This is a genomic window from Arthrobacter sp. ISL-69 (assembly GCF_018613775.1).
GTDB lineage: Bacteria > Actinomycetota > Actinomycetes > Actinomycetales > Micrococcaceae > Arthrobacter.
Genome location: NZ_JAGGPO010000012.1, coordinates 94,918 through 107,487 on the forward strand (window position 1 = coordinate 94,918; position 12,570 = coordinate 107,487).

The following is a 12,570-nucleotide window of genomic DNA, read 5'->3' on the forward strand; positions in this document are numbered from 1 at the left end:
AGGCCCCCGCAGGGTCAGTCAACCTGCCGCAGATCGCGGGTGGCCGGACCTTCCAGCACCGTCCCGGTGCTGCTGAAGCGGGAGCCGTGGAGCGGGCAGTCCCAGGATTTTTCGCTGTCGTTCCACCGCACAATGCCGCCCAGATGGGTGCAGACGGCGGACAGCTGGCAGCTGGTGCCGTCGACGGTGGACACGGCCACAGGCTTCCGGCCGCGGCGGAACACCATGCCCGACCCCTCCGGCGGCTGCTCCCGTGACTCGCCCAGGCGCTTGAGTCCCACCTGCGCCCAATCCCTGGCTAGCGTGGCGGCCACCGCCGCATTGAGGGTTGCTGCCGAGGCGGCTCCGGCCGCGGACGTGACCCGGTGGTGGATGACGCTGGCCCAGGGGAGCCGGGTGCCGAGGATGCCGGACGTGATGTCCAGGGCGGCGGCCACGGAGTTGGCCATGCCCCATTTGTTGTACCCCGTGGCGAAATAAACCCGGCCCAGCCCCCGCGGCAGCTTGCCGAAGAAGGGCATCAGGTTGGTGGCCTGGTAGTCCTGAGCGGACCAGGAGTGGGTGAGGCTGGCGCCGGGGAATTTCGCCGTTGTCCAGTCGATCAGTGTGTCGAGGTAGGCCTGCGTTGACCTGGCGCGGCCCACCGGATGCCCGTTGCCTCCCACCAGGAGGAGCCGACGGCCGTCGGCGGGATAATCGCGCAGGGATCGGATCGGCTGCTCAACGGACAGGAACATACCGTCCGGGACAGCGGTTGTCCCGGGCAATTCGAAGGCCGCCGCGTAGGACCGCAGCGGCTTGAGTTTGGCGAAATATAGCCCCCGGTCCAGGACCGGGGTCCCCGTGGCAAGCACCACGTCCCCGGCACGCACGGGTCCATGATCTGTTTGGACCTCCAGTTCCGCACCCCGGAGCGCACCAAGTCCCCGGAACCCGTTCAGCCGCACGCCGGAAACGATCTGACCTCCGTGCGAGCGGACGTCGTCCACCAGGGCGTCGATGACTTCCATGGGGTGGATCTGGGCCTGCCGGCCCAGGCGGAGCGCACCTTTGACGGGAAAAGGGAGCCCGGGTTCCCGGACATACTCCACAGCAAGTCCAGCGGCCTGGGCAACCGCCATTTCCTTACGGAGGATGTCGGTACCGTCTTCGGAAGTGGCGTACGTATAGGCATCCCGACGCTGGAACGCCACTCCCCGGTCCCTGAGATACCGCAGCAGCCAGGCCTGTCCCTCGCGGTTCATCTCGACGTAGGCATCCACCACCTTCTGCGAATACTGGTTCCTCAGCGCGGACAGCACAGTGCCCTGCAGCAGGGAAACCTTTGCCGTGGTGTTGCCGGTGGTCACGGCGCCCGGGCTCCTGGCTTCGAGAACCAGCACTTTCTTGCCTGACCGGGCGAGGAGCAGGGCCGTCACCAGCCCGGTCAGCCCGGCCCCTGCCACCACCGTGTCAAACGCGCTGCGGGGATGGAACTGGTCGCTGCGGAACGTGTGGGTGCGGTCCAACCACAACGAGGTCATCGGCCGGCCTGCCTTTCCTCAGTCCCGTGACATCACCGTCGGGACTCCGAAAGAGTTCATAAGTCGACTTATCATGTCATGGGCTGCGTGACCGGGGAACAGGACCGGGCGGCTACCTCGAATTCTTACATGGCGTGGAACGCCCCGATGGTCAGCAGCTCGATCTCGTCGTTGGTGCAGGCGTTCCGGGGCATGGCCAGGAACAGTGAGGCGGTGTCCTCAGGCGGATAGATCCGGTAGCCCGCAGCCTTCGTTGCGGTGCAGTCCGGGTAATTGCCCGCCTGCGTGTAGCGCATCTCCGCGGCTCCGGCCTGGCCGGGGGCCAGCAGCACGTCCGCAACGGGCGACGACCCGTCCTGCCGGGCCGGTGCCCCGATAGGTGCCCCGGTGGCGTCCGCGGTGAGGGAGACGCCCGGAAAGCCCCTCAGGAGGCAGGGTTCTGCGCCGGAGTTCGTAAGGATGAGCTTGGAGTAGACGCTGCCGGCAGCGCCCCCACCGGTGGAATCCTCCGACACCGTCAGGTTCGCGGCCTTGCACAGCGAGGGTCCCGCGGGTGCGGGGGCCGACGAGGGCGGTGTGCTGCTGGGCGCCTGGCTTGTGGCCGGCGCGGAGGAACCGGACGGAGTGCTGGAAGTGGAGGCCGGCTCCGGAGTCCCCTGGGACTGGGGCTGGCTGGGCCCGCATGCTGTGAGCAGGAGGGCGGCGGCCGCGACCGCCGTCGTGATGACAAGACCGTTTTTAATTGGCTGAGACCTCATGGCTCAACCTTCATGCCCGCGGTTGCCTGAGTCAACGATGCCACGACCGCTGCCGCGGATTGATGCCCGGATTGTGATTTCCGGGCATCAATCCCGCGTACTACTTCCCGGGCTTGGAATCAGTCGGTTCGGAAGCGCCGGGTTCGGAAGTGGCCGCTGCAACACGGGCCTCGGCCGTCTTGCCGTTCCTGCTGCGCATCAGCGCCACCCCGCCGAGGGCAAGTCCGCCGAGGCCTGCTACGAGGCCGGCCCAGCTGCGCGGCTGCGAGCCGTCGTCCGTCCCCTCGTCCGATACGGATGAGGCGTGGGCCGCGGCCGCCGGCGTTTCTGACGCCGACCCGTGGCTGTCCGCGGCGGCAGCCGTGACGGTGAGCGACGGTGCCGGCGCTTCGAGGGAGTGCGGGTCCTGGCCGTCCTTGGCGATCTCGGACCAGTCCGTCTGCCCCTGCTCACAGTTCTGCAGGGTGGGGAAATGGAGGGTCTTGCCGGCGGCGTCGGGGAGCTTGACGGAGAGCACCAGCGCGTCCCGGAGTTCGGGGTCCAACGGTGCCTTGGCGGTGTAGACGATCTGGCTGGTCCGCTTGGTGATGGTTGCGCCGTCCGCGAGCTTCTTCGGTTCCGGCAGCTGCTCCACAACCTTCTCCACGGTCCAGTTCGGGTTGACCGTGGGCTGGGCGTCGTTGAGTTCCTCGGGGAGCGTGATGGTCACCTTGGTGGTGCCTGAGTCGTCGCAGCCATGCGGAATGCCGAAGGTGAGCAGCGCGTAGGAGTTGGCGTCGGTCTTGTCCGGGGTGACGCCGACGTGCGCGGACGCAGCCGTGACTCCGGCCAGCATGAGTGCTGCGGTGCCGCCGGCCACGGCCGTTGCGGAGAGGGTTCGGCGGAAGGACTTGGGTGATGACTTTTTCAAAAGAGGGCCTTTCAAAGGTGCACGGGGCCAGTGGCGGTGCACAAAACTATGGAGGGGCGTCCGGTGCCGCGGCACGGGGCCGCTGGAACTGCCGGAAGCGGCGGTTCGGCGGGCAGGCCGGAGCCAGGAAAAGGTGTCAGGAGAGTACGACGGCGGCAGGCGGGCCCCGCCTGCAGTCCGGCCTGAGGTTGCGCCAGGGGAGCGGCGCGGAATCCGCCGGCCAGCCGGCGGCGGCAGGTGCGGCGGCGACGTCGGGCATTGCCGCTTCGGGAAGTTGAACGAGGGGCCGGAGCCACGCGGCGAGGGACCAGAGGGCGGCCTCGCCCTTGGCTAGCAGCAGTGCACAGGCGAGGGTGGCCAGGGCATGCCCCGCCAGCATCAGTGAGGCGGCCCAGGGGGCGGCATGGTGCACGTGCGCGGCGCCGGCGGTTTCCAGCGGGAATCCGGCCAGTGACGGGGCCGCCGGGTGATGCCCCGGTACGTTTGCGTGCACGGTCCCGGCAGGGGAGCTAAAAGCGCTGAAGGCCTCGTGTAGGACCAGCTGACCGGCTCCCAGGAGCGCGGCCATCGCGGGAAAATTCAGTCTGAGGCGGGTGGCCGCGGTGGCCGCCATGCCGGTGAGTGCCAGGACAGCCAGCATGATGCCCGGAACCGGCAGTTCGCCGCCGGCAACCACGTGGGCGGCCGCGCCGAGAGTCACAATCATGGCGGCAACCATGGCCGCTCGGAGGGAATGGAAAGGAGTCCGGGCGTAATGAGTGCGCACGGAGTCCTCCCTCAGGCTGGTTCGTTGCCGGCTGCGATCCGCGCGCTCCGGGGCGCCGGCATTGGTGCGGGAGGAGGCTGGCGGATCCCTGCAATTCTAGCGGGGAAATGGGTTCCGTTACGGCTAGTCCGTTTCCGGCCCCGAGCAGTAGTGGCAGTCCTCTTCACAAAGTGCGTCTTCAGCTTCCGCGATCACATGCTGCTCCCGGCGAGCTGGAAGCCGTCTTCGACGTGGAAGAGCCGCCTGCGGCCAAGGCTCGACTTGATCCAGACGATGTCACCGGCTGCGGTACGGTCGTCCACCTGGCCGGTGAATTCGATGCGCCCGTTCCGGCTCAGCTGCACGCTGTCCCCAACCTGCACGTCGTCCCAGCCCGGTCCGCCGCCAACCCAATTCGTTTGTGACGTCACAATGTTCCTCGATGCCCGTTCCTAGAAGCCTGCTTGATTCCCCTGCGGCAACTGGTGTGTCAGCGCCGACAAGATCCATCTAAGCCGCTGGCCGGGAAGGCTTTCAATGGATGAAGTGATGATGGTGCCGCAAAGTATTGTGCAGCCGTCCAGCGTGGTCTATGCGGCATCCGTGCCCCGCCCTAGACTGCTGGCATAAGCTGCCATCCACCTTTTAGGAGAGACCATGGACTACTCAGGGACCGGCAACGAGAAAGCAGTAGCTGCGGGCGAGCTCAACCGGACACACATCGGGCAAACCGTCAGCTTCCAGCCGGACGAGTTCACGCTGGTGTTCGGCCGGATCGGCGCCATCGCACGCAAGGAAGGCGGAGTGACCGTCGCGCTGGAGGGCGTTGATGGCGCCGGAGGGCTGCCGTCGCATTACAGCCTGCCGCCGACGCAGAATGTCTACGTCCAGCCGGACATGCTTACCAACACGGAATCCACCATCAAGGATCTCTTCGGCAAGGTCCAGGACAACCTGCGCGGCCACCGGCCGGACCAGCGGCCGGACCAGCGCCCGGACCAGCGCCCGGACCAGCGCCCGGACGTTCCTTAACCCGGCGCTCCGGAGCCCGGCGGTTTACCGCCCAAGGATCAGCAGCTTGGCCCCCGGTCCCCTTTTGCAGGGGACCCGGGGCCCGGCTATTGGACGGTACCGGCGGGAGCGGTCAGGCGATGGCCTGATCGGCGATTTCCAGGACTTCGTCGAGGATGGCCAAGCCGGCCTCGGTGTCCTGCACGCTGGTGTTGCAGGGCGGGACCACGTGGATCCGGTTGAAGTTGGCGAACGGCAGCAGGCCCTTGGATTTGCACCCCGCGACGAGCTCGTTCATCACCGGGCTGGAGCCGCCGTAGGGCGCCAGCGGCTCCCGTGTGGTCCGGTCCCGGACGAGCTCGATGGCCCAGAACACGCCGGTGCCGCGGACCTCGCCCACTGACGGGTGCCGTTCGGCAAAGCCGGCCAGTGCGGGGCCGATGACGGTTTCGCCCAGGAAGGCGGCATGTTCCACGATGCCTTCGCGTTCCATGGTGTCGATCGTGGCGACGGCGGCTGCCGTGGCCAGCGGGTGTCCGGAGTAGGTGAGCCCGCCGGGGTAGACACGCTTCCCGAAGGTCTCTGCGATTTCGGGGCTGATGGCCACACCGCCGAGCGGGACGTAGCCGGAGTTGACGCCCTTCGCGAAGGTCAGCAGGTCCGGAACGACGTCGAAATGCTCGACGGCGAACCACTTGCCCGTGCGGCCGAAGCCCGCCATGACCTCGTCCGCGATGAAGACGATGCCGTGCCTGGTGCACAGCTCCCGGACGCCCTGCAGGTAGCCGGGCGGGGGCATGTAGATGCCGGCGGTCCCGGGAACGGATTCCAGGATCAGCGCCGCGATGGTGGCGGGGCCCTCGAGGCTGATCAGCTGCTCGAGGTGCTCCAGGGCGCGCTGGCTTTCCTCCTCTTCGGTGGTGGAGTGGAACGCCGTGCGGTAGAGGTAGGGCGGAAAGAAGTGGATGGTGCCGGTGCTGCCGGTGTCGCTGGGCCAGCGGCGGGGGTCGCCGGTGAGGTTGACCGCGAGCTGGGTGCCGCCGTGATACGAACGGTAGGCGGAGAGGACCTTGTGGCGGCCGGTGTGGAGCCGGGCCATCCGGACGGCGTGTTCGTTGGCGTCGGCGCCGCCGTTGGTGAAGAAGATCCGGTCCAGTTCCCCCGGCGTGCGTTCGGCGATCAGCCGCGCGGCTTCCGACCGGGCGTCGTTGACATAGCTCGGGGCGATGGTGCACAGCTTCGCAGCCTGCGCGGCGATGGCAGCGACGACGGAGGGGTGCTGGTGGCCGATGTTGGTGTTGACCAGCTGGGACGAGAAGTCGAGGTACTTGTTGCCGTCGCCGTCCCACACGTGGGAGCCCTCGGCCGCGGTGATGACCATCGGATCCAGGAGGTCCTGGGCGGACCAGGAGTGGAAGACGTGCTTGCGGTCCAGGTCGTAGGCGCGGCGGGCCGTTCCGGCGTCCCCGGACTGCGGCAGGACGCCGCTTTCAATCGTGGAAGTCATGACTGTTCCTTTCGAAGGGGCGCCGGTCAGGCGTTCTGCGGGAAGCCGAGGTTGATGCCGCCGTGGCTGGGATCGAGCCAGCGGGAGGTGACGGCCTTGCCGCGGGTGAAGAAGCCGACGCCCTCGGTGCCGTGGGCGTGGGTGTCGCCGAAGAGTGAGTTCTTCCAGCCGCCGAACGAGTAGTAGGCCATGGGGACCGGGACGGGGACGTTGATGCCCACCATGCCCACCTCCACCTCGTTCTCGAAGCGGCGGGCCGCGCCGCCGTCGTTCGTGAAGATCGCGGTGCCGTTGCCGTAGGGGTTGTTGTTGATCAGCTCGAGTGCCTGGTCATAGGTGTCCACCCGGACCACGGACAGGACCGGGCCGAAGATCTCGTCCTGGTAGATGGACATGTCGGTGGTGACGTTGTCGAAAAGGGTGGGGCCGACGAAGAAGCCGTCACCTTCGGCGTCCGGGGAGATGGTCCGGCCGTCGACGACGATCGTGGCGCCGGCCGCTTCGCCTGCGTCCACGTAGCTGGCCACCTTGTCCCGGTGCTGGGCCGTGACGAGGGGGCCCATGTCGCAGCCGCGCAGGCCGTCGCCGGTGCGCAGGGAGTTGGCGCGCTGGGCAATCTTGGCCACGAGTTCGTCGGCGATGTCGCCCACGGCCAGCAGGGCAGAGATCGCCATGCAGCGCTCGCCGGCTGAACCGAAACCGGCGTTGACCGCGGCGTCCGCCGCGAGGTCCAGGTCGGCGTCGGGCAGCACGATCATGTGGTTCTTGGCGCCGCCGAGGGCCTGGACACGCTTACCGTGGGCCGTCGCGGTCTGGTAGACGTACTTGGCGATCGGGGTGGAGCCCACGAAGGACACGGCTTTGACGTCAGGGTGGGTGAGGAGGGCGTCCACGGCAACCTTGTCGCCGTGCAGGACGTTGAAGACGCCGTCCGGCAGCCCGGCTTCCTTCCACAGCTCTGCCATCCAGTTGGCCGCCGTCGGATCCTTTTCGCTCGGCTTGATGATCACGGTGTTGCCGGCGGCGATGGCGAGCGGGAAGAACCACATGGGAACCATGGCCGGGAAGTTGAACGGGCTGATGACGGCAACCGGGCCGAGGGCCTGGCGGATGGAGTGGACGTCAACCTTCGTGGAGGCGTTTTCGGTGTAGCTGCCCTTGAGCAGGTGCGGGATGCCGCAGGCGAACTCGACCACTTCCTGGCCGCGGGTCACCTCGCCCAGGGCATCGTCGAGGACCTTGCCGTGCTCCGAGGTGATGATGGCGGCGAGCTCGTCCTTGCGGGAGTTGAGCAGCTCGCGGAAAGCGAAGATGACCTGTGTGCGGCGGGCGAGGGATGTGTCGCGCCACGCCGGGAAGGCTGCCTTCGCGGCGGCGATCGCGGCGTTGCTGTCCTCGGTGCTGGCCAGTACCACCTGGGCGGTGACTTTTCCGGTGGCGGGGTTGGTGACGGGCGCCGTGCGCTCGCCGGCCGGGACGTAGCTGCCGTTGATCCAGTGCTCGACGATGTTCAAGGAATCTCCTTAGATGGTGGCTTGTGGTCGCTTCGTGCGTTGCGTCCAGTCTGTCGCCGGAGGACCGCCGCCATAAGGGGCGATGTGTAAAGGAAAATGTGGCTGCCATTACACTGTGTAAATGCTGCCAACCCTCCGCACCATTCTTGGCCTCCCTGTGCTTCGCGCTGCCTCGCCGCAGATTCTCGGCGGCGGGGCGGGCGGCGCCGCCGGCCTCGACGCACCGGTCCGCTGGGTCCACGTCAGCGAGCTCCTGGACATTTCCAGCCTTCTCTCCGGCGGCGAGCTGGTGCTCACCACCGGATTGGAGCTGGAGAAGGAACCGGAAGCCACGGCGTCCTTCATCCGGTCCCTCGAGGAATCCTCGGCCGCCGGGCTGATCGTGGAACTGGTGGGGGAACGGGACCGCAGCCTGGCCGCGCTGCAGGCGGCGGCGAAGTCATGCACGCTGCCGGTGATCGTGGTGCAGCGGCGGGTGCGCTTCGTCGAGGTCACCGAGGTGGTGCACCGGATGATCGTGGCGGAGCAGCTGGAACGCGTGGAACGCGCCCGCGACGTCCACGAGGCCTTCACGGTCCTCAGCCTGGAAAGCGCCGGAACGGAGCGGGTGGTGGAGCAGGCCGCAGGGATGATCGGAGCGCCCGTGGTGCTGGAGGACCTGTCCCACCTGGTCCTCGCCTACTCGGCGCAGGGCCTTGCAACAACAGAGCTCCTGCATGACTGGGAGCGCCGCTCGCGGACCACGCCGTCGTCCGCGAGAACGGTGCGCACCGGCCCGGAGGACTGGCTGCAGGTTCCGGTGGGTGTCCGGGAGCAGCTGTGGGGACGGCTGGTCCTTCCGGTGACCCCGGATGACGAGGAAACCGCGGCCATGGTGCTTGAGCGCGCGGCGCAGACCCTCGCCATCAACCGCCTCGCCGAGCGGGACCGGCGCGAGCTCAGCCAGCAGGCCCAGGCCGGCCTGCTCAACGCACTCCGCCACCCCCGGGGGCTCAGCGAGGCGGATGCCCTGGCGCGCGCCGGAGCCCTGGGGCTGAAGCGCTCGCCGTTCTATGTGCCGATTGTGTACCGCACCGGCGCCTCTGCGCAGGCTGCGCCGACGTCCGACGGCGCACAGTCCCGCGATCCGCTGGCTGGCCAGCAGGAGGAACGCGCCCTCCTGGAACTGCTGGCCAAGGTGGTGAAGTCCACGGCGGGCAGCGCGCTGACTGCCAGTATCCAGTCCGGGTCGGTGGGCATGATCCTTGCCCTCCCGGCGAAGCAACTCGAGGACGCCACCCTGCAGCGGCTGGCGGACGCCCTGGCGGTGCAGGCGGGCGGCGGTACGCAGGCAGCGGACGACGGCGGGACCCGCCTGAGGGGGGCGGCGGCACCGGCCTGGACCATCGGCGTCGGACGTCCGCGGGGCTCCCTGCTGGAGGCAGCGGCCGGCATTGACGAGGCTGCCCACGTCGCCGAAACGGCGGCGACGCTGCGCGGTGCCGGAAAGCAGTTCTACCGGGCCACCGACATCCGGCTGCGGGGGCTGCTGGCGCTCCTGCGCAACGATCCGCGCGTACAGCAGTTTGTGGAGTCCGAACTGGAAAGCCTGCTGCAGGCCGAGGCCCGGGGGAACGGCGGATACCTGGAGCTGCTGGGCCAGTATCTCGAATCGGGCGGAAACAAGGCCGCGCTCGCACGGAGCGGCTATTTGAGCCGCCCCACGCTCTACGCCCGGCTTGCCCGGTTGGAGGAGCTCCTGGCGGTGGACCTTGACGACGCCGAATCCCGGACGTCGCTGCACGTCGCCCTCCTGCTGCACAGGCTCCGGGCGCTGTGAATCAGAGCCCACCCCTGCCCCCGAACGCGGCAGATGCCGCAGAATGCGAACATTGACGGATGGCTAAGCCCTTTACGCTGACCCAGCTGCGGTATTTTGCGGTGGTAGCGGAGCTCGAGAACATGACGGCGGCCGCAGACCGGCTACTGGTGACCCAGTCCACCCTGTCCACGGCCATGGCCCAGCTTGAAGCGAGCCTGTCTACGCAGCTGTTCGTGCGGCTCAGGACGCGCGGCCTGCGCCTCACGCCGACCGGACGGCAGCTTGCCCAGGACATCAAGGTGCTGCTGGAGCATGCTGATTCGCTCTACGAATCCGCCCGCGGCCTTGCGGCCAGCCTGGTGGGTGAGCTCAAAGTGGGCGTGTTTGCTCCGCTGGCGCCCTTCAGGCTTCCGGCGATCCTCCAGACGTTCGAGATGCAGCACCCGGGCGTTGAGGTTTCCTTCCTGGAAGCCGACCTGGCCAGCCTCCAGACGGCCCTGCTGGAAGGGCAGTGCGACGTGGCGCTCACGTACGGCCTCGGACTGGGTCGCGGCTTCACGTACCAGGTGCTGGAACGAGTCCCGCCGCACGTGCTGGTCCATGCCGGGCATCCCGCCGCGGCACGGCCCGAAAAGACCATTTCACTCAAGGAGCTCGACGGCGAACCCGCCGTGGTGCTGGACCTGCCGCACAGCCGGGAGTACTTCGAGCAGCTCTATGTCATCGCCGGGGTGGTGCCCAATGTCCGGCACCGTTTCGCAGGGTACGAGACTGTCCGGTCATTCGTGGCGAAGGGCCACGGATACGCGTTGCTGAACCAGCGGCTCCACAGCGACATGACCTACTCCGGTGGCAAGGTGGTGGCGCTGACGCTGACGGACAATTTGCCGCCGATCGAAGTGATGCTGGTCCGTCCTGAGGGCGTGCAGCCGACGCGGCGTGCCCTGGCGTTTGAGGAGACCTGCCTCCGCCTCTACGGGGCGTCGCGCAACTGACCGGCATGGCCGGACCCGGCATCAACCCTGCCGTAAATCCGGCCGCGTCGTCATTGACAAAATCGATCGATTCCTCAAAAACAATCAATTGGACAGATGTGAACGGTATCACACACAGTTGATGCAACCGGGTGGATCCGGGGATCCTCCAGCGGCGAAAACCCCGCAAACACGGCTTGGGCCGAAACCCCACAGCGAGCTGACCATGTTGATCAAAGGAGATTCAATGGTTCCGAATCACACACAATGTGTCCGAGGCATGTCCGGACCGGTGTATCACGGCAACAGCGCGGCAACGTCCGTAAAAAATTCTTCAAATGCCCGTAACGCGGCATCGGGTACCGGAAACACGGCAAACCTAGTGTGGCTCACATGACCATCAACGATATCAAGAACCAGCCGCAGCCGGCCGCGGAGTCCGGCCGCAACACGTCCTCAATGAAACCCGCCGGCCCAGGCGCTGCGACGCTCGAGAAGGACGCCGCCCGCCCCGGAGCCGGGCAGCCGGGCACCACCAAGATGCAGAAGCGCGTCCTGCTGGGTGGAAGCATTGGCCAGTTCATCGAGTTCTACGACTTCACCCTCTACGGCCTCACTGCCGTGATCTTCTCGCAGCTGTTCTTCCCCGGCAGCAACCCCGTCGCTGCCTTGCTGGCCACCTTCGCCACGTTTGGCGTCGCCTTCGTGGTCCGGCCCATCGGCGGCCTGTTCTTCGGCGCGCTCGGCGACAGGATCGGCCGGCGGCGCGTCCTGACCATCACCCTGGTTGCCATCGGCGGTGCGACCGCCCTGATGGGGCTCCTGCCCACCTACGGCCAGATCGGCGCCTGGGCCCCTGCACTCCTGGTGCTCTGCCGCCTCATCCAGGGCTTCTCGGCCGGCGGTGAATCCGTGGGTGCTCCGTCGTTCGTCTTCGAGCACGCCCCGGTCAGCAAGCGCGGCTTCTGGCTCAACATCACCATCGCCGCCACCGCCCTGCCCTCCGTGGTTGCGGGCACCATGATCCTGGTCCTCAGCCAGTCGATGCCCAACGAAGCCTTTATGGCCTGGGGCTGGCGCCTGCCGTTCCTGCTCGCCCTGCCGCTGGCCCTGTTCGGGGTGTGGATCCGCAGCCGCACGGTGGAAAGCGACGCGTTCAACGAGGCCAAGGCAGCCCGGACCAAGGAATTCAGCCCCGTCCGCGAGGCCTTCCGCGAGAACCGCCTCCGCATGGTGCAGGTCATCTTCGTGATGGGCCTGACAGCCATGGGTTTCTACTTCCTCTCGGCCTACTTCGTTTCCTACGTGCAGACCACCGGCCACCTCAGCCGCGAACAGTCGCTGATGGTGAACGCCGCAGCACTTGCCCTCTACGCCATCCTCCTTCCGATCGGCGGCCGCCTCGGGGACCGCTTCGGCCGCAAGCCGATGCTCATCGCTGGCTCGCTGGCCCTCGCCGTGCTGTCCGTGCCGAGCTTCATGCTGGTTACCAGCGGCAGCCTGCCGCTGGCACTGCTGGGACAGTCCCTCTTCGTGGTGGCGCTCTGCATCTACGGCGGCGGCTGCTACACCTTCTTCGTCGAGATCTTCACCACGCGCACCCGCTTCACCTCAGCGGCCATCAGCTACAACGGCGCCTACGCCCTCTTCGGCGGCACCGCCCCGTTCATCGGCACCGCCCTCGTAGGAGGAACCGGAGTGCCGCACGCGCCGGGCTTCTACATGGCGGCCGCTGCCGCCGTCGTACTCCTCCTGGTGCTGTTCACCAAGGTGCCCGAGACCCGCGGACGCATGGGCTAAGCCCGCCATCCGCCCTCTTCACAGCAA

At 67.5% G+C, this 12,570-nt stretch carries 11 protein-coding genes; 4 read left to right on the forward strand and 7 right to left on the reverse strand.

Annotation, left to right across the window (positions count from 1 at the left end):
* Positions 1–14: 14 nt before the first annotated feature.
* The 5 genes from J7I79_RS08470 to J7I79_RS08490 all read right to left on the reverse strand — a co-directional run bounded on the left by J7I79_RS08470 (position 15) and on the right by J7I79_RS08490 (position 4,367).
* The gene (locus J7I79_RS08470) at positions 15–1,523 is read right to left on the reverse strand and encodes an FAD-dependent oxidoreductase (RefSeq protein WP_214952237.1); all 1,509 of its coding nucleotides are present in this window, start codon (positions 1,521–1,523) and stop codon (positions 15–17) included.
* A 125-nt stretch (positions 1,524–1,648) separates the two neighbouring features.
* On the reverse strand, positions 1,649–2,281 hold the full coding sequence (locus tag J7I79_RS08475; RefSeq protein WP_214952239.1) for a DUF4232 domain-containing protein: 633 nt from the start codon (positions 2,279–2,281) through the stop codon (positions 1,649–1,651).
* Positions 2,282–2,381: 100 nt separating this feature from the next.
* On the reverse strand, positions 2,382–3,191 hold the full coding sequence (locus tag J7I79_RS08480; RefSeq protein WP_251042557.1) for a YcnI family protein: 810 nt from the start codon (positions 3,189–3,191) through the stop codon (positions 2,382–2,384).
* A 136-nt stretch (positions 3,192–3,327) separates the two neighbouring features.
* Positions 3,328–3,957 (reverse strand): hypothetical protein, encoded by a 630-nt coding sequence (locus tag J7I79_RS08485; protein WP_214952241.1) that lies wholly within the window; start codon positions 3,955–3,957, stop codon positions 3,328–3,330.
* A gap of 191 nt (positions 3,958–4,148) precedes the next feature.
* A complete protein-coding gene (locus J7I79_RS08490) occupies positions 4,149–4,367 on the reverse strand; it encodes a hypothetical protein (protein WP_214952243.1) in 219 nt (72 codons plus the stop codon).
* 226 nt (positions 4,368–4,593) lie between these two features.
* Between J7I79_RS08490 and J7I79_RS08495 the strand changes: the two genes are divergently transcribed.
* Positions 4,594–4,968, forward strand: coding sequence for a hypothetical protein (locus J7I79_RS08495; protein ID WP_214952245.1), 375 nt, complete (start codon positions 4,594–4,596; stop codon positions 4,966–4,968).
* A gap of 112 nt (positions 4,969–5,080) precedes the next feature.
* On the opposite strand, the gene J7I79_RS08500 is transcribed toward J7I79_RS08495, so the two are convergent.
* Together J7I79_RS08500 and J7I79_RS08505 are read right to left on the reverse strand one after the other, a co-directional pair.
* Positions 5,081–6,454: an aspartate aminotransferase family protein gene (locus tag J7I79_RS08500; protein ID WP_214952247.1), complete on the reverse strand. Its 1,374-nt coding sequence runs from the start codon at positions 6,452–6,454 to the stop codon at positions 5,081–5,083.
* Between the two features lie 26 nt (positions 6,455–6,480).
* Positions 6,481–7,968: a CoA-acylating methylmalonate-semialdehyde dehydrogenase gene (locus J7I79_RS08505; RefSeq protein WP_214952249.1), complete on the reverse strand. Its 1,488-nt coding sequence runs from the start codon at positions 7,966–7,968 to the stop codon at positions 6,481–6,483.
* A 121-nt stretch (positions 7,969–8,089) separates the two neighbouring features.
* On the opposite strand from J7I79_RS08505, the gene J7I79_RS08510 reads away from it, so the two are divergent.
* From J7I79_RS08510 to J7I79_RS08520, 3 genes are all read left to right on the forward strand, one after another.
* Positions 8,090–9,787, forward strand: coding sequence for a PucR family transcriptional regulator (locus tag J7I79_RS08510; RefSeq protein ID WP_214952251.1), 1,698 nt, complete (start codon positions 8,090–8,092; stop codon positions 9,785–9,787).
* 59 nt (positions 9,788–9,846) lie between these two features.
* The gene (locus J7I79_RS08515; RefSeq protein WP_104174001.1) at positions 9,847–10,764 is read left to right on the forward strand and encodes a LysR family transcriptional regulator; all 918 of its coding nucleotides are present in this window, start codon (positions 9,847–9,849) and stop codon (positions 10,762–10,764) included.
* 372 nt (positions 10,765–11,136) lie between these two features.
* On the forward strand, positions 11,137–12,543 hold the full coding sequence (locus tag J7I79_RS08520; RefSeq protein WP_251042558.1) for an MFS transporter: 1,407 nt from the start codon (positions 11,137–11,139) through the stop codon (positions 12,541–12,543).
* The last annotated feature ends 27 nt before the right edge of the window (positions 12,544–12,570 follow it).